This is a genomic window from Rhodococcus ruber (assembly GCF_027270735.1).
GTDB lineage: Bacteria > Actinomycetota > Actinomycetes > Mycobacteriales > Mycobacteriaceae > Rhodococcoides > Rhodococcoides rubrum_A.
Window position 1 is genome coordinate 438,676 of record NZ_JAPWIJ010000003.1, and the last position, 15,509, is coordinate 454,184.

17 protein-coding genes, 1 tRNA gene and 1 pseudogene are annotated in these 15,509 nt (G+C 62.9%); 6 read left to right on the plus strand and 13 right to left on the minus strand.

The window, feature by feature from the left end:
• Positions 1-10: 10 nt before the first annotated feature.
• The 6 genes from O4220_RS09250 to O4220_RS09275 form a co-directional block, all read right to left on the minus strand.
• Positions 11-775 (minus strand): NUMOD3 domain-containing DNA-binding protein, encoded by a 765-nt coding sequence (locus O4220_RS09250; protein WP_269603322.1) that lies wholly within the window; start codon positions 773-775, stop codon positions 11-13.
• 33 nt (positions 776-808) lie between these two features.
• Positions 809-2,974 (minus strand): class 1b ribonucleoside-diphosphate reductase subunit alpha, encoded by a 2,166-nt coding sequence (gene nrdE, locus O4220_RS09255; protein WP_420030352.1) that lies wholly within the window; start codon positions 2,972-2,974, stop codon positions 809-811.
• A gap of 35 nt (positions 2,975-3,009) precedes the next feature.
• Positions 3,010-3,471 (minus strand): class Ib ribonucleoside-diphosphate reductase assembly flavoprotein NrdI, encoded by a 462-nt coding sequence (gene nrdI, locus O4220_RS09260; protein ID WP_269603324.1) that lies wholly within the window; start codon positions 3,469-3,471, stop codon positions 3,010-3,012.
• Between the two features lie 24 nt (positions 3,472-3,495).
• The gene (locus O4220_RS09265) at positions 3,496-3,729 is read right to left on the minus strand and encodes a redoxin NrdH (RefSeq protein WP_032376962.1); all 234 of its coding nucleotides are present in this window, start codon (positions 3,727-3,729) and stop codon (positions 3,496-3,498) included.
• 414 nt (positions 3,730-4,143) lie between these two features.
• On the minus strand, positions 4,144-4,266 hold the full coding sequence (gene ykgO / locus O4220_RS09270; protein WP_027496600.1) for a type B 50S ribosomal protein L36: 123 nt from the start codon (positions 4,264-4,266) through the stop codon (positions 4,144-4,146).
• Positions 4,267-4,309: 43 nt separating this feature from the next.
• Complete coding sequence (locus O4220_RS09275) at positions 4,310-4,876, minus strand: NAD(P)H-dependent oxidoreductase (protein WP_269603328.1); 567 nt, start codon at positions 4,874-4,876, stop codon at positions 4,310-4,312.
• A gap of 104 nt (positions 4,877-4,980) precedes the next feature.
• Between O4220_RS09275 and O4220_RS09280 the strand changes: the two genes are divergently transcribed.
• Positions 4,981-5,580, plus strand: a complete 600-nt coding sequence (locus tag O4220_RS09280) for a TetR/AcrR family transcriptional regulator (RefSeq protein WP_269603330.1) — start codon at positions 4,981-4,983, stop codon at positions 5,578-5,580.
• Between the two features lie 10 nt (positions 5,581-5,590).
• Here O4220_RS09280 and O4220_RS09285 read toward each other — a convergent pair.
• Positions 5,591-6,385 (minus strand): annotated as a pseudogene (locus O4220_RS09285) (fructosamine kinase family protein); the annotation flags it as partial.
• A gap of 55 nt (positions 6,386-6,440) precedes the next feature.
• Here O4220_RS09285 and nadE point away from each other — a divergent pair.
• On the plus strand, positions 6,441-7,286 hold the full coding sequence (nadE, locus tag O4220_RS09290; protein ID WP_269603332.1) for an ammonia-dependent NAD(+) synthetase: 846 nt from the start codon (positions 6,441-6,443) through the stop codon (positions 7,284-7,286).
• Positions 7,287-7,320: 34 nt separating this feature from the next.
• Here nadE and O4220_RS09295 read toward each other — a convergent pair whose 3' ends face one another.
• Together O4220_RS09295 and moaA are read right to left on the minus strand one after the other, a co-directional pair.
• Positions 7,321-7,605, minus strand: a complete 285-nt coding sequence (locus tag O4220_RS09295; RefSeq protein WP_269603333.1) for a MoaD/ThiS family protein — start codon at positions 7,603-7,605, stop codon at positions 7,321-7,323.
• Positions 7,598-8,653 carry a GTP 3',8-cyclase MoaA gene (gene moaA / locus O4220_RS09300; RefSeq protein ID WP_269603643.1) on the minus strand — a complete coding sequence of 352 codons (1,056 nt, stop codon included), beginning with the start codon at positions 8,651-8,653 and terminating at the stop codon, positions 7,598-7,600. The genes O4220_RS09295 and moaA overlap by 8 nt, the downstream gene beginning before the upstream one ends.
• A gap of 186 nt (positions 8,654-8,839) precedes the next feature.
• Here moaA and glp point away from each other — a divergent pair, with 186 nt between their 5' ends.
• The 3 genes from glp to O4220_RS09315 are packed head-to-tail and all read left to right on the plus strand — an operon-like array spanning position 8,840 to position 11,440.
• Positions 8,840-10,030 carry a gephyrin-like molybdotransferase Glp gene (gene glp, locus O4220_RS09305; RefSeq protein WP_269603334.1) on the plus strand — a complete coding sequence of 397 codons (1,191 nt, stop codon included), beginning with the start codon at positions 8,840-8,842 and terminating at the stop codon, positions 10,028-10,030.
• Positions 10,018-11,034 carry a bifunctional molybdenum cofactor biosynthesis protein MoaC/MoaB gene (gene moaCB, locus O4220_RS09310; protein WP_269603336.1) on the plus strand — a complete coding sequence of 339 codons (1,017 nt, stop codon included), beginning with the start codon at positions 10,018-10,020 and terminating at the stop codon, positions 11,032-11,034. Before glp ends, moaCB begins: the two co-directional genes overlap by 13 nt.
• Positions 11,027-11,440 carry a molybdenum cofactor biosynthesis protein MoaE gene (locus O4220_RS09315; RefSeq protein WP_269603338.1) on the plus strand — a complete coding sequence of 138 codons (414 nt, stop codon included), beginning with the start codon at positions 11,027-11,029 and terminating at the stop codon, positions 11,438-11,440. Before moaCB ends, O4220_RS09315 begins: the two co-directional genes overlap by 8 nt.
• A gap of 5 nt (positions 11,441-11,445) precedes the next feature.
• Here O4220_RS09315 and O4220_RS09320 read toward each other — a convergent pair whose 3' ends face one another.
• Both O4220_RS09320 and O4220_RS09325 read right to left on the minus strand, forming a co-directional pair.
• Entirely contained in the window at positions 11,446-12,489 is a 1,044-nt protein-coding gene (locus O4220_RS09320) for a CobW family GTP-binding protein (RefSeq protein ID WP_269603340.1), read from the minus strand.
• Positions 12,490-12,500: 11 nt separating this feature from the next.
• Positions 12,501-13,604, minus strand: coding sequence for an N-acetylmuramoyl-L-alanine amidase (locus tag O4220_RS09325; protein ID WP_269603343.1), 1,104 nt, complete (start codon positions 13,602-13,604; stop codon positions 12,501-12,503).
• Positions 13,605-14,122: 518 nt separating this feature from the next.
• Between O4220_RS09325 and O4220_RS09330 the strand changes: the two genes are divergently transcribed.
• The gene (locus O4220_RS09330) at positions 14,123-14,467 is read left to right on the plus strand and encodes a histone-like nucleoid-structuring protein Lsr2 (RefSeq protein ID WP_269603644.1); all 345 of its coding nucleotides are present in this window, start codon (positions 14,123-14,125) and stop codon (positions 14,465-14,467) included.
• 85 nt (positions 14,468-14,552) lie between these two features.
• Here O4220_RS09330 and O4220_RS09335 read toward each other — a convergent pair.
• A tRNA-Ala gene (locus O4220_RS09335) sits at positions 14,553-14,625 on the minus strand.
• 128 nt (positions 14,626-14,753) lie between these two features.
• Complete coding sequence (locus tag O4220_RS09340) at positions 14,754-15,500, minus strand: DsbA family protein (RefSeq protein WP_269603345.1); 747 nt, start codon at positions 15,498-15,500, stop codon at positions 14,754-14,756.
• Between the last annotated feature and the right edge of the window lie 9 nt (positions 15,501-15,509).

The following is a 15,509-nucleotide window of genomic DNA, read 5'->3' on the forward strand; positions in this document are numbered from 1 at the left end:
TCGCTTTCCTCTACTCGTCGGTGGTTCGGGCCGCATCCGAGATGCAGTGCTGGCAGGAATCGTTGAAGACGCCCTTATTCGTGTGATGTCGAGTATGCGCGTTGCGTTTACTGGATGGCTTCGGCCGGCCCTTCTGCGCCGCCGACATCCTTGCTCGCGTCTCCGCGCTTGCTCGGAGGCCGAAGTTCGGGTTGTTGACACCCCGTTTTTGTTCGGACAGACGGGCCCTCAACTCCTCGGATGTCTCCCGCCCAAAACTGGGGTGGGCTTCACCGAACTTCCCAAAGTTGGGATTGTCGGCCCCCGCGTTGCTTCCCTTCCGTTCTCGAGACCACTTCGCGCGTTGGTCAGCGGAGTGCTTGCCGCCGTGAAAGGGGTTTTCCTCCACGAACCGACTGGTCCCGGGCCGCCCTGTCGATCGAACGCGGGCGGCCTCCCTCATCTCTGCCGTCCACACGACACCGGTCGGCCCAAGTCCCCCTTCGCTCAAATTCAGCAGTGGCTGATCGTCACGCCGCAGGTATGCAATCCAGTCTGCTTCGGCCCGTCCAAGGCCGGGGAGATCATCGACCCGATGTAGCTCGTCGGCGATCACCTCGCCGCGGTCCTGTTTTCGCAACCAGTCGTAAAACGGCGTCTTGCGTCCTGAGCTCGCGATCTTGAGGTGCTGACGCAGTCGAACCGACGCAGATTTGGTCGTGAGACCGACATAGCGGTACTCGTACGCAGAGCGCAAGCGCACTCCGTAGATCACGCCGCCCGTCTCGTCTGCCACATCGCTCCATTCACACAACCGAGCCGCCTGGTGTCACAGCATGCAGGAGACGCAGTTCTCCACCTCGGTGCCTTCGAGGGCCAACTGGCGCAGACGGATGTAGTACAGCGTCTTGATGCCCTTGCGCCATGCGTAGATCTGCGCGCGGTTGATGTCGCGAGTGGTGGCGGTGTCCTTGAAGAACAGCGTCAACGACAGGCCCTGATCCACGTGTTGTGTTGCGGCAGCGTAAGTGTCGATGATCTTCTCGTACCCGATCTCGTACGCATCCTGGTAGTAATCCAGGTTGTCGTTGTCGAGGTACGGTGCCGGGTAGTAGACGCGGCCGATCTTGCCTTCCTTGCGAATCTCGATCTTCGACGCCACCGGGTGAATCGACGAGGTGGAGTTGTTGATGTACGAGATGGAGCCGGTCGGCGGCACTGCCTGCAGGTTCTGGTTGTAGATTCCGTACTCCTGCACCGACGCCTTCAGCGCGGACCAGTCGGCCTGCGTCGGAATGGTGACATCGGAGTCGGCGAACAACTTCGCGACCTTGGGCGTTGCGGGTTCCCAGACCTGGTCGGTGTACTTGTCGAAGAACTCGCCCGACGCGTACTTGGAATCCGGGAAGCCCTTGAAGTACTGGCCGCGCGCCTTCGCCAGCTGGTTCGACGCCTGAATCGCGTGGAACAGCACGGTGTAGAAGTAGATGTTGGTGAAATCGATTCCCTCGGTGGAACCGTAGTGAATACGCTCGCGAGCGAGGTAACCGTGCAGATTCATCTGTCCGAGGCCGATTGCGTGTGAATCGTTGTTGCCCTGCTCGATCGACGGCACGGAGAAGATGTGCGTCTGGTCCGAGACCGCGGTCAGACCGCGGATGGCGACGGCGATGGTCTTACCGAAGTCGGGTGAATCCATCGTCTTCGCGATGTTCAGCGAGCCCAGGTTGCACGAGATGTCCTTGCCGACATGGCTGTACGAAAGGTCGTCGTTGAACGTCGACGGCGTCGAGACCTGGAGAATCTCCGAGCACAGGTTGGAGTGCGTGATCTTGCCCTTGACCGGGTTCGCACGATTGACGGTGTCCTCGTACATGATGTACGGGTAGCCGGACTCGAACTGCAGCTCGGCGAGAGTCTGGAAGAACTCACGCGACTTGATCTTGGTCTTGCGAATCCTCTTGTCGTCGACCATCTCGTAGTACTTCTCGGAGACGTCGATATCGGCGAACGGCACACCGTAGATGCGCTCCACGTCGTACGGAGAGAACAGGTACATGTCCTCGTTCTTCTTCGCCAGCTCGAACGTGATGTCGGGGATGACGATTCCGAGGGACAGCGTCTTGATGCGGATCTTCTCGTCCGCGTTCTCACGCTTGGTGTCGAGGAACTTGTAGACGTCGGGGTGATGCGCGTGCAAGTACACCGCGCCTGCGCCCTGGCGAGCACCGAGCTGGTTGGCGTACGAGAACGAGTCCTCGAGCAGCTTCATGATCGGGATGACACCCGAGGACTGGTTCTCGATGCGCTTGATCGGCGCACCCGCTTCGCGAATGTTGCTCAGCAGCAATGCAACTCCGCCGCCGCGCTTGGACAGCTGCAGCGCCGAGTTGATGGATCGTCCGATGGACTCCATGTTGTCTTCGATGCGGAGCAGGAAGCACGAGACGGGCTCGCCGCGCTGCTTCTTGCCGGAGTTGAGGAAGGTGGGCGTCGCGGGCTGGAATCGGCCGGCGATGATCTCGTCCACGAGATCGGTGGCCAGGGCTTCGTCACCGGCTGCGAGCGTCAGCGCCACCATGCACACACGATCCTCGAAGCGTTCGAGGTAGCGCTTGCCGTCGAACGTCTTGAGCGTGTACGAGGTGTAGTACTTGAACGCGCCGAGGAACGTGGGGAATCGGAACTTCTTCGAGTACGCGTGATTGATCAGGAACTTGACGAACTCGCGTGAGTACTGATCGAGAACCTCTGGCTCGTAGTAGTTCTCCTCGACCAGGTAGTCCAGCTTCTCGTCCAGGTCGTGGAAGAACACCGTGTTCTGGTTGACGTGCTGCAGGAAGTACTGATTGGCAGCCTCGCGGTCCTTCTCGAACTGGATCTCGCCGTTGGGGCCGTAAAGATTGAGCATCGCGTTGAGCGCGTGGTAGTCCATGTCGCCGTCGCCGCGGATGGTTGCGGGCGCGGGTGCTGCGTCGGTGATGGTCGGTGCCACTGCGATGCTCCTACTGGTATGTGGTGGGTGGTGCTCTAGTGCGTGTGGGCGGCGCGGCGGACTTCACGTTCCCAGAAGTCCTCCAGTCCCTCGCGGACTCGCACTACGTCCTCGGGGGTGCCCATCAACTCGAATCGGTACAGATACGGAACGGCGCATTTCTGTGAAATGACATCTCCGGCAAAGCAGAACGAATCGCCGAAATTGGTGTTGCCGGCAGCGATGACCGCTCGTATCAACGATCGGTTGTGCTCGTCGTTGAGAAACTTGATCACACGCTTGGGGACATAGTTGGTGTCGCGCCCGGCGTAGGTGGTCCCTCCCCCGTACGTCGGAACGACGAGAACGTAGGGGGAATGGACTCGAAACGTCCCGTCGGGATCACGAAGCGGAATGCGCGTTGCGGGGATGTCCAGCTTCGAGACGAAGCGATGCGTGTTCTCGGATGCGCTGGAGAAATACACCAGTGAGCGGGAAGACTGCGGTTGCGAACTCACCGCTCACTCACTTTCTCGTTCTGTTCAAGCAGCGTTCACTGCGAGGGTCTTGATGCGATCCGGACGGAAGCCGGACCAGTGATCGTCACCGGCGACGACGACAGGAGCCTGCAGATAGCCGAGAGCCATGACGTAGTCACGCGCCTCGGGATCCTGCGAGATGTCGACGACCGAGTACTCGATGCCCGCTTTGTCGAGAGCGCGGTAGGTGGCATTGCACTGAACGCAGGCGGGCTTGGTGTAAACGGTGATGCTCATGGTGTCCCTCTTTCCGTTGTCGCCATCGATTGCACCGACGGCGACCGATGTGCTCTGCGTATGGCACCGAGAACATCTCCCGCTCAGGGCGACTTCGACCTGCTCGAACCTGCTTTCGCCGGTTCTTCGAGTTGTGGTCTCTCGGTCGGACAAACACTACACCTAGTGTCCGACATCTGACTACAACACGAGATGTTGCGAACAACATGCTTGGTATTCGCTGGTCACGGCGTTGCCGGCTGACCATGAGCGCGTCACCCCGGCGTGTCGCAGGTCACATGTCGCGGGTGTCATCGGTCACTACTCACCTTCGTGCCGACAGTGACGTCGCCCTATCGACGCCCCCTCCACTCACACACGAGAACGGCCCCTCGGAGTAGCTCCGAGGGGCCGTCGTCGCTGGATGCGGGACCGTCAGCGTTGACGCGCCTTGAATCGCGGTTCTTTCTTGTTGATCACGAACACCACCCCGTGGCGTCGGACCACCTGCGCGCCAGGCTTGTTCTTGAGCGATTTCAGAGAGTTTCTCACCTTCATGAGCCCACCTTACATGAAAACGATTACCGATACCACGAAGGAGTCAGGCACTCACGAGATCGTTCGAGGCCTTGACCAACTCGGCCACCACGTGACCGATCTCTCCGGATACCTCGGCGTTCTCGCTCGGGTGAGCCGAGCCGAACTTGTCCATGGTCCCGCCGATGGAGAGCTGGACGTCCTCAAGCACCGACCCACCGGCGATGCGAACAGCCTTGCTGGTGTCCTCGTGCGCCCATTTGGCACCGTTACCACTGGGCGATGCGCTGATCACGACTACCGGCTTGCCGACCATGGCACCTGCACCGTAGGGACGCGAGAGCCAGTCGATGGCGTTCTTCAGCACGGCAGGGATCGTGCCGTTGTATTCGGGCGTGACCATCAGCAGAGCCGACGCCTTCTCGGCAGCAGCCCGGAGATCCAGCGCAGCGGCAGGCACGGAACCGTCGACGTCGATATCCTCGTTGTAGAAGGGGACATCTCCGAGTCCGTCGTAGACCACGATCTCGGCACCGGCGGGTGCCACGGTGACAGCAGTCTCGGCGATCTGCTTGTTCACCGAATCGGCGCGCAGGCTTCCGACGAGAACGAGTACGTGAGCGTCTGACATGAGATATTCCTTCGAAAGTTCGGATGACGTGATCGTCACGTCAATTCATACCATTCAAACGGACCATGGTCCACTTATGTTCCCGGCAGGGTAGGCTGAATCACGTGACCGGCCCGATGCTGCCCATTGCGGGTGAGGACTCCGAACGATGCGACGCAGCACGCAACCGTCGGCTGTTGCTCGACGCCGCAGCGGATCTGGTGGCGACCGTCGGAGCCGACGCCATCACCATGGATGCGGTGGCGACCAAGGCCGGAGTGGGCAAAGGCACCGTGTTCCGCCGTTTCGGCAACCGCGCTGGGCTGATGCGAGCGCTTCTCGATCACACCGAGCAGAAGTTGCAACGCTCGTTCATGTTCGGTGATCCACCACTCGGCCCCGGAGCCGATCCGATCGACCGTCTCGTCGCCTTCGGCCGGGCTCGCCTCGAGTTCGTCAATGTTCAGGGCGAGGTGCTGCGCGCTGCCGAGACGTCGGCAGACGCTCGCTACTCGGCCCCGGCGCACATGGTCAACTTCACTCACGTCCTCTCGCTACTCCGCGCAGCCGACGTGGACGGGGATCTCCCACTGCTGACGCACTGGCTCCTCACACCTCTCGAAGCAACCCTGGTGCTACACCAGTACCGCGATCTCGGAATGCCGATGGACCGGCTGGCCGACGGCTGGGAAGACTTGGTACGCAGAGCAACTCGCGCTCGATAGCTCGCCCGACTCAGATATTCTGGACTGCCGCGGCCGCGGTGTGCAGCGCCACACCGTAGGAGCGACCGTGCCCCGCTGCGTGAACCGCGAGTGGGTGCAGTTGATGCAGTGGAATGCGGTCTCTCCACCCGGCACGCAGCGGATGTACCGCCTCGTACCCGTCGACGATGTCCTCCAGGAGGGGGCACCCGAAGAGCGCCAGCATCGCCAGATCGGTCTCGCGGTGCCCGCCGTGCGCCGCCGGGTCGATCATCACCACGCCTTCCTCGGTCCAGAACACGTTGCCGCTCCACAGATCTCCGTGAATTCGGCTGGGCGGCTCCGCATCGTCGAAGTCGCCGCCCGCGACGCGTCGGCATGCCGATTCGACGGTGGCAGCCTCCGCCGGCGTCACGGTGCCCGCGTCGACGGCGATTCGCAGAAACGGCAGTACCCGTTCGGCTGCGTAGAACTCACCCCATGTCCGGTGCACCGAACTGCTCATGGGCCGAGCCCCGATGAACAATCGGCCGGGGAACGGCGCACCGTCGGAGCCGACCGGCGGCGCGCCGAATCCGGCAGCTCCACCGTTGTGCATTCGCGCCAACGCTTCACCGAATCTTCTTGCCCCAGCCAGCGTCGGATACTCCGCGGTCAGGCGCTCGAGTTCGATGTGTGTCGGCCCGTACCCGAGGACTCGGACAACAGGCGCGCCCGCCTCGCCGAGCCAGTGGAGACCGGTTGCCTCGGCGGCAAAGAAGTCGGGATGCGCCTGGGGGTTTCGTTTGACGAATGTATCGGAGGGTCCACTCACGTAGATCGACCCTACGCACGGCGTGTGCGCACGTCCGCAGACCTGCCGACGTCATTAGTATGAGCTGATGGGATTCATCAACTCGGAAGTGCGCACGAGCATCACGCGCGAGCTGGCAGTGCAATCGACGATCGATCCGGTCACGGAGATTCGCCGGAGGGTGGACTTCCTCAAAGATTACCTGTCGTCGACCCCTGCAACGGGCTTCGTCCTCGGTATCAGTGGCGGACAGGACAGCACACTCACCGGCAAGCTCGCCCAGCAAGCCGTGACGGAGCTGCGAGCCGACGGCCATGAGGCCGAGTTCGTCGCCGTTCGACTCCCCTACGGCGTACAGGCCGACGAGGACGATGCGTCGATCGCGCTGCGCTTCATCGACCCCGATCGAACCGTGACGGTCAACATCAAGGCTGCTGCCGACGCGTCAGCGGCCGCCACGGCAGAAGCGCTGGGCACCACCGAGGTCCGCGATTTCGTTCGGGGCAACATCAAAGCTCGCCAGCGCATGGTCGCGCAATACGCCATCGCCGGAGAACTCGGCTACGTCGTGGTCGGTACCGACCACGCTGCCGAGGCCGTCACCGGGTTCTTCACCAAATTCGGTGACGGTGGTGTCGACCTGACTCCGCTCACAGGCCTGAGCAAGCGTCAGGGTGCCGCTCTGCTCCGTGAACTCGGTGCACCGGAGAGCACGTGGCGAAAAGTCCCCACGGCAGACCTGGAGGACGATCGTCCGGCACTGCCGGACGAGGAGGCACTCGGCCTGACGTACGAGCAGATCGACGACTATCTCGAGGGCAAAGACGTCTCCGACGACGTCGCCCACAAGCTGGAGAAGATGTTCATGGCGACCCGCCACAAGCGTGCGGTGCCGGTGACTCCGTTCGACGACTGGTGGAGGAGCTCCCACTGAGTAGGGCCATCGAACGCTGAGCCGAACCCGGCGACTATCCGCCGGCGAACGGTGGCAACACGTCGACCCTGCTGCCGATCGCACGGCCCAGATCGCGCGTGAGGTCGTCGCCGACGAGATAGGCAGACACTCGCAGGATCGGGTCCATCGGTGCGCCGTGCCTGGACCGGATCACCTCTCGCAGATCGGCGAGAGTGGCTCCTACGGGCACGGTGACATACTCCGAGTCGCACCCCGACGCGTCGACGGCAGCGGCGAAGTACCGCACTTCGACCTCGGTCGAGGGCCCGGCATCACCGCTCGACCGAACGTCAACCACCGATCGCTCCCATGCTGCGAGTCGGCGGCACAAAACCCTCGGCGTCGATACCGTGTCCGGCCCATTTGTTCCACATCGCGCCACGCCACACGGCGGCCAACTCGTCGTCGGTGGCACCGCCCCGCAGCGCCGCGCGCAGATCGGTTTCGTCGTCGCTGAACAGGCAGGACCGAATGGTTCCTTCGGCGGTCACTCGCGTGCGGTCACAGTCCCCGCAGAACGAGCGCGTCACCGACGCGATGATTCCGACGGTGGCGTCGGTACCGTCGACGCTCCACTCCTCGGCCGGTGCCGACGGATCGGCGCGCCCCACCTCACGCAGGTCGAACTCGGTGGACAGCTCGTCGAGCAGGGTCTGGGCGTCGATCATGTTCGCGCGAGCCCACTCGTGGTCGGCATCGAGAGGCATCTGCTCGATGAACCGGAGGGCCACCCCTTCGTCGAGACACCAGCGCAGTAGATCAACTGCACCGGACAGCGTGTCGCGCATCAGAACTGCATTGATCTTCACCGGACCGATGCCCGCTCGCTTCGCCGCTCGGATGCCGGCCAGCACCGAGGGCAGTCGGTCGCGGCGGGTCAGCCGTGCGAAATCCTCGCGGTCGACCGAATCCAGGGACACGTTGACCCGGGTCAACCCGGCATCGGCCAATGCCGCGGCCCGATGCTCCAGGCCCACAGCGTTGGTGGTCATCGACAGCGGTACACCTGCCGCAGCGTCGGAGCACAGTCGCAGAATCTCGTCGAGGTCGCGGCGCATGAGGGGCTCACCACCGGTGAATCGCACGTCGCGTATACCCAGCAGCCGCACGGACACCGACACCACTCGCGCGATCTCGGCCGGCGTGAGCAGGTTCGCGGCAGGAATGGCCGGAAGCCCCTCCTCCGGCATGCAGTAGGTGCACCGCAACGAGCACTTCTCGGTGATGGAGATGCGCAAGTCGCGCGCGACTCGGCCGAAGCGGTCGATCAGATGAGGTACGTCCGGCCGATCCGCCACGGAATTCACCTGCTGCGACCGCTCGGTCGTAGCAGCACCGCCGAACATCGGAATGCCCAGCGAGGTGACACTGTCTACCGTCACCTCGTACCTCACCTTCGTCGATCTCGATCACGCCCGTCGCAGACGTGTCTACCCAGTATGCCGCAGCCCACACTCGCCGGCGTTGTCGGCGTGCTTAGGATTGGCACCCATGACTGCTGAGCACAAGCGCGCGATCACCGGACCAGCGCAGTGAGCGCCGTATCCGTCGAGGAGCATGCCGCCGCGGTCGAGACTCTTCTCGCGGCGCTGGGCACCAGAACTGCGCAGCGAATCCCCTTGGCCGAGGCCCTGGGACGAGTCTCGTTCGAGGACGTGCGGTCGCCGGTCGATCTACCGCTGTTCCGAAATTCGCAGATGGACGGCTACGCAGTCGATTCTCGTTCCGTCACCACGACCCCGGTGACGCTGGAGGTCTCGACGATCATCGCCGCAGGCCCTACGGAGTCGGCCGCTCTCGTCACCGGTAGCGCGGCGAAAATCATGACCGGCGCACCCATTCCCGAGGGGGCCGACACCATCGTCCCCGTCGAGGACACCACGATACCGTCGGAAGGTTCGGTGACGATCGAACGAGGCCGCGGCGCAGGCGAATTCGTTCGTGAACAGGGAAGCGACGTGCGCGTGGGAACAGTTCTGGTCGAGGCCGGTCGAGTACTCGAACCCCGGCACATCTCGGTTCTCGCGGCTGTCGGTTTCGCCGAGGTCGACGTGCGTTCGCGTCCTCGCGTGGCCGTCGTGACCACCGGTGCCGAACTGGTCGATGCCGGATCGACTCTCACTCCCGGCCAGATCTACGACTCGAACGGCATCACTCTTGCGGCACACCTACGGGCCAGCGGCGCGGAAGTGGTTGTGGTCGCGCGTAGCTCCGACGACCCGAGGCGATTTCGCGAGGTTCTCGACGAAGCAACACGATCGGCGGAACTGATCATCACGTCCGGCGGCGTCTCGATGGGTGACTTCGAGGTGGTCAAGGACGTACTCGGGCCGCTCGGCGGCACCTTCGGGTCGGTCCGCATGCAGCCGGGCGGGCCGCAGGGCATGACACTGTTCGACGGGACTCCTGTGCTCAGCTTCCCCGGCAATCCTGTCAGTACAGTTGTTTCGTACATCATGTTCGCGCGCAACATAGTTCGGCGAGCAGCCGGTCTTCCTCCGGTGCTCCCCAGCACAGCGACCTTGCACGAATCCGTCGTGTCACCGCCGGGCCGCCGACAGCTTCTCCGTGGCCGGTTGAGGGACGACGGCCGGGTGGAGCTCGTGGCAGGCCCGGGCTCCCATCTGGTCGCGGCACTGGCGTGGGCCGACGTTCTGATCGACATCGATTCCGAGGCAACCGAACTCGCTGCAGGATCCGACGTGGAGGTATGGCCGCTGTGACCACCGACGCCCCGCAGAACCACCTGTCTCATCTCGACGATCAGGGCCGCGCTCGCATGGTCGATGTGGCACACAAGAAGGAGACCTCACGTACGGCCGTCGCCGCCGGTGAGTTCGTCACCACTGCCGAGGTCATCGCGCTCGTGCGCGCGGACGACATGCCCAAAGCCGATGTACTCGCCACTGCCCGCATCGCGGGCATCTCGGCGGCGAAGCGGACGTCGGAACTGATCCCGCTGTGCCATCAGCTCGCACTCTCGTCGGTGAAGATCTCGTTCGGTTTCACCGACTCCTCCATCACGGTCGAGGCCACCGCCCGCACGACCGGTAGAACCGGCGTCGAGATGGAAGCCCTGACCGCCGTCGCGGTTGCCGGGTTGACCCTGCACGACATGGTCAAGGCAGTCGACCCAGGTGCGACGATGAACGGCGTCCGGCTGATCACCAAAGACGGTGGTAAGCATGGACATTGGCAGCGAGACCGGGAACCGGTCACCCCCGCCGACGCTGCCCCGACACTCGAAACGACGCGATCCGCAGTGGTGCTGGTGGCTTCCACCGGCGGCGCGAACGGGACTCGACCGGACACCACCGGCCCCACCATCGCGTCCTGGTTGACCGATCGAGGCTTCAGCGTGCGGGGACCGCTGGTGTACGCCGACGCCGACATAGCAGCCGGCCTGCAGGACGCATTGCGCGGCGAACCGTCGTTGATCGTCAGCACCGGAGGCACCGGTGTATCCCCCACCGATGCGACTCCCGAGGCAACGGCAGCTCTCCTGGACATCGATATGCCGGGGATCGCCGACGCGATCCGCACCCGCGGAACATCTGCGACGCCACATGCGGTGCTCAGCCGAGGGGTTTCGGGGCTCATCGGCCGCACTCTGACAGTCAATCTGCCGGGCTCGCCGGGGGGCGTCAAGGACGGTCTCGCGGTTCTCGATCCTTTGCTCGACCATGTGTTGGCCCAGATCGCCGGAGGAGGACCCCACGATGAGTGACCTAGTCGCACGAATTTCCAGTGACCCGTTGAGCACCGCCGAAGTGGAGGCAGCCGTACAGGATTCACACCACGGTGCCGTAGTTCTGTTCAGCGGGATAGTCCGCGACCACGACGGTGGCCACGCGGTGGAAACTCTCGAATACCGCGCCCATCCGGACGCGGAACGCTTCTTGAACCGATGCTGCACCGAGGTCTCCGCCGAGACCGGCCTCAAGGTCGCTGCGGTCCATCGCGTCGGCGACTTACGAGTCGGCGACCTCGCGCTCGTGGCAGCCGTCGGATCGGCCCATCGCGCCGAAGCATTCGAGGCCTGCGCGCGATTGGTCGAACGTATCAAGGCCGAGGTCCCGATCTGGAAGCGGCAAGGATTCGAGGGCGGGCGCACCGAATGGGTAGGACTGTAGGAGTCCTACCCGGTGTCCAGATAGCGGTGGACGGGGAGCATCGACGACGCATCGCAGGGCTCGGATCGCTCCCGCACGCATGCGCGTAGTCGTTTCTCGACAGCCGCTGCATCGAGGTCTGTACCGATCAGCACCAGGGAGGTCTGTTCGGTCTCACCCCGCGCCCACGACGTCGCTTCGAACCGAATGTGTCGGCCGACGGTGTGCACGATGAACTTCTGCGAATAGCCCGGCACGGCAAAATGCACGACACCTTTGATGCGGTAGAGGTTTCCGGTGGGATTCTCCAGAAACTCGACCATTCGGCGCGGTTCGATGGGCTCGGCGCTGACGAACTCGGTGTGCGAGTACTGGGCGTGCAGGTGATGTTCGTGGTCGTTGTCGCTGTGGTTCTCCCGTAGAAGCTCGTCGAACGACAGCTGAACGGCGATCGCCGATTCGACCGACAGGTTCTCCCGACGGTCGAACAGCAGCAGCGGATCCACTCGGCCGAATGCGACCGGGACAACAGGGACGTCCCCCACGATGGCGCGCACGGTGGACACGACTGCCGAGCGGCCTGCCTCCGAGACCGCATCCGACTTGTTCAACACCACCAGATCGGCCAACTGCAGATGCTGGTCGATCTCGGGATGCAGTACGCGGGTCTGCGGAAATTCCACCGCGTCGACGACCCCCACGAGCCCGCCGTAGACGATGAACTCGTTCTCGCTGCCACGAACCATTCGGATCAGATTGCGTGGCTCGGCGAGACCACTGGCTTCCACCACGATGACATCGATTTCCGAACGGCGATGCGCGAGGGCGTCGAACATTGCATCCATGTCACTGATGTCCACTGCGCAACAGATGCATCCGTTGCCGAGGGAGACCATCGAGTCGACCTGCCCTGCCACGAGCATGGAGTCGACGTTGATCGCTCCGAAATCGTTGACCACGACGCCGATTCGAATCCCCGCGTCGTTACGCAGCAGGTGATTGAGCAGAGTCGTCTTGCCCGCGCCGAGGAAGCCCGCGACGATCACCACCGGAATTCTTCGACGCGTCACGGCGTCCGAGACTACCGGGCAGCAAGAATCTGTTTCAGCAGGCCTTGCGCGAAGGTGGACACACTGCCGACGTTCTCCGGGGTCGCTAACCCCTTCAAACCGTCCACTCCGAACGTCTGGATGTACGGAGAGACACTTTCGAGCAATCGCGAGAGCGCGCTACGGCCCTCGACTGCGGCCTTCGTTCCGGTGGCCGACGGCGTGGCAGGGGCAGCCTTGTCCGTCGTCGTGGACGCGGGGGCCGCGGCAGTCGTCGCGGCCGGGGTGGCCGCGGCCGTGGACGACGTCTCGGCACCGAGCAAGTAGTCGATGATTCCGGTCGAAATTGCGATTGCGTGCTTCAACTGACCGTCGGAGCTTTCGAGAAGAGCCGCGTCGTCGGGGTTCGATCCGTTGCCCATTTCGACGAATACCAGCGGGACCGTGGTCAGTGCTGGCCCGGCCACATCCGAGCGCTCCTGAATTCCCTCGTCCACGCCTGCGTAGTTCGCCGGGGCGAAGCCGGCCCGAACGTACGAGTCTCGCATCAGCTTCGACGCCGAACGTCCTCCTTCGGACTGGGCTGCATCGGCCGCTGCGTTCGGAATCGGCAAGGTGGGCACGATCAGATGAAATCCGTGTTTGCTGTCATCGGTCGTCGTGCTGGTGGAGTCCGCATGAATGCTCACGGCAACGTCGGCACCGGACTCGCTCGCTGCTCGCGCCCTGTCGTCGACGCATCCGCCCCATCCCGAGTCGTCGACTCGGCTCGTCTTCACGGTTGCGCCCAAGCTCTCCAGACTGGACCGAACGAGCTCACTGACCTTCCAGTTGATGGTGTGCTCGGGCACGCCGTCCACAGTGGTCATTCCGGTGGTCTGGCAGTCTTTCGTTCCGCCGCGCCCGTCGTTCACCTGACGCTGCAGATTCTCCGAATGTGCGGTGCCCTGGTGGCCCGGGTCGAGGAACACCGTCTTACCCGACAACTCGCTACCGGTGGCAGACGGTGTCGTGGTGGACGGTGTCGTGGTGGACGGTGCAGCTGTGGCGGGGGCAGCGACGATCACACCCGCACCGAGTATTCCCGCGCACATCAGAGCCGCTGTTGCCGACCTGGTGATTCGTGCAGATTTCATATGCTCTCGAGCGCACCGGAGTGACTGGTGGCGCTACTCCCCTCTCGGCCCCTCGGTTGCGCTGATCGGAGCGGGTCGCCGACAACACGGGACACACACGAAACAGCAGACACTTGCGCCTCAAGTGAACCAGATGTCGTCACCGACGCGCCTCGGATAATCTTTCGTTAGTGAAATGAATGCGTTCCGTAATCGATCTGTTGCCAACGGGGCCTTCGCTTCGTTCGCAGCGCGGCCCCTCTCCTACTCGGACCATCACGAACCGACTCGGGGATGGAAATACGTCTCGAACCGGCCAGTCAGTCTTCGATTCCGATAAGGATCGACATCGCACCGAGACAATGTTCTTGCATACCCCGCTTCGTTTCGGTGACCGCCCGATCCGATTCCTGGCAATTCTGCGAATCGGGTAACAATCCCCCGGCTCGCGTGGATATGCATATTGTTCGGCCGTATAGTCGTTCCAGTTCGATCTGGACATCCCCGCATCATCCCCTGCATCATTGGAGAGCTTCAGCATGGCCAGAAAAGTCTATGTGCAATTAGTCGATGACATCGACGAAAAACCGATCGATTCCGGTGGTGAACACATAACCTATTCGGTCAACGGAGTCAGCTACGAAATCGACCTGAGCGACAAGAACGCCAAGGAATTTCACCGCAAGCTCGACTATTACATCGAACACTCCACCAAGGTCGGCGGAAAACGGACGAAGAAGTCGGGTACCTCTGCAGTGGGTGCCAAGCGTGACGCCAATCAAACCAAAGCCATCCGAGAATGGGCGAAGGCGAACGGCCACAATATCTCCGCGCGTGGCAGAATCCCCGCCGAGGTCGAGCAGGCCTTCGACGCAGCCCACTGAGTCACCACTGATCGACTGCACCGAAACAAGAAAAAGCGCCGCTCGCGAGCGGCGCTTTTTCCTTTTCCTCGAAAAGATTCCTCGGTGGAGCTAAGGGGACTCGAACCCCTGACCCCCACACTGCCAGTGTGGTGCGCTACCAGCTGCGCCATAGCCCCGAGTTACTGCTTGCAACCGCTCATGCGGTTGCTCGAACGAAGTTACACCATCGGTCGCAACAGCAACAAATCACCTGGTGCGGCCGCTACCGAGGAACCCGGCGACCAGCCGCAACCACGCCCGTCCGTCAATTGACGGACGAGAGCCATTCCGAGTCGCCGAGAGCGTCGACCACCTGTCCGTCGACCAGTACCCCCGGTGTCCCGCGCGCTCCCGACGCCGCCAGCGCGTCCCGTCCGGTGTTCGCGTCCGCCACCGCGGCATCTCGCTGAGCGCCGCTGACGATGCACTCCGTCGCCAGCTCGCTCGCTCCGGAGGAACGAGCGAGCTCCGCTAGTTCTGCATCGGTTCTGTCCGAGTCCGAGCCTTCTCCCGGGCGGAATTCGGAGTCGAACAACCCGCCGTGAAAAGCGGAGTAGACCCGGGCGTTCTCCGTCGCTGCCACACAGTGCGACGCCGCCACGGCACGAGTCGAATAGTCACCCGAGGCCGACTGCGGATCGAGAAAATTGACCAGGTGGTAATTCACCGAGACAACACCGTCGTCGATTTTCTGAGCCAACTCCTGGCCGTGCTTCTCTTCGAGATCTCCGCAGAACGGGCACATCGGATCCTCGTAGACATCGATCACACGCTGCGCTCCCGGACGCGCCAGCTGCACCACACCGTCACCTGGCAACGACAATTCGACCTCGGGATTCTTCACGGTTCCGTAGCCATCGTTGCGTGGGGCGTCGCTTCCGCTCTGCCACATGATCGCAACCACGATCACGATCACCACCACGATGAATGCGATGCCGCCCAATACGTAGGTCATCGTGTTGGACGTTGCCTCGGGTGTGTGTTTCGTACTCGATATCTTCTTCTGGCTCACACAGCGAAT

Bases quoted from the DNA above. Each gene is read 5' to 3' on its own strand.
- ykgO (WP_027496600.1), bottom strand. From the start codon at position 4,266: ATGAAGGTGAGAAACTCTCTGAAATCGCTCAAGAACAAGCCTGGCGCG.
- O4220_RS09315 (WP_269603338.1), top strand. From the start codon at position 11,027: ATGAGTGACCTAGTCGCACGAATTTCCAGTGACCCGTTGAGCACCGCC.
- O4220_RS09325 (WP_269603343.1), bottom strand. From the start codon at position 13,604: ATGAAATCTGCACGAATCACCAGGTCGGCAACAGCGGCTCTGATGTGC.
- O4220_RS09275 (WP_269603328.1), bottom strand. From the start codon at position 4,876: ATGTCAGACGCTCACGTACTCGTTCTCGTCGGAAGCCTGCGCGCCGAT.
- moaCB (WP_269603336.1), top strand. From the start codon at position 10,018: ATGGCCGCTGTGACCACCGACGCCCCGCAGAACCACCTGTCTCATCTC.
- O4220_RS09330 (WP_269603644.1), top strand. From the start codon at position 14,123: ATGGCCAGAAAAGTCTATGTGCAATTAGTCGATGACATCGACGAAAAA.
- nadE (WP_269603332.1), top strand. From the start codon at position 6,441: ATGGGATTCATCAACTCGGAAGTGCGCACGAGCATCACGCGCGAGCTG.
- moaA (WP_269603643.1), bottom strand. From the start codon at position 8,653: ATGTTCGGCGGTGCTGCTACGACCGAGCGGTCGCAGCAGGTGAATTCC.
- O4220_RS09265 (WP_032376962.1), bottom strand. From the start codon at position 3,729: ATGAGCATCACCGTTTACACCAAGCCCGCCTGCGTTCAGTGCAATGCC.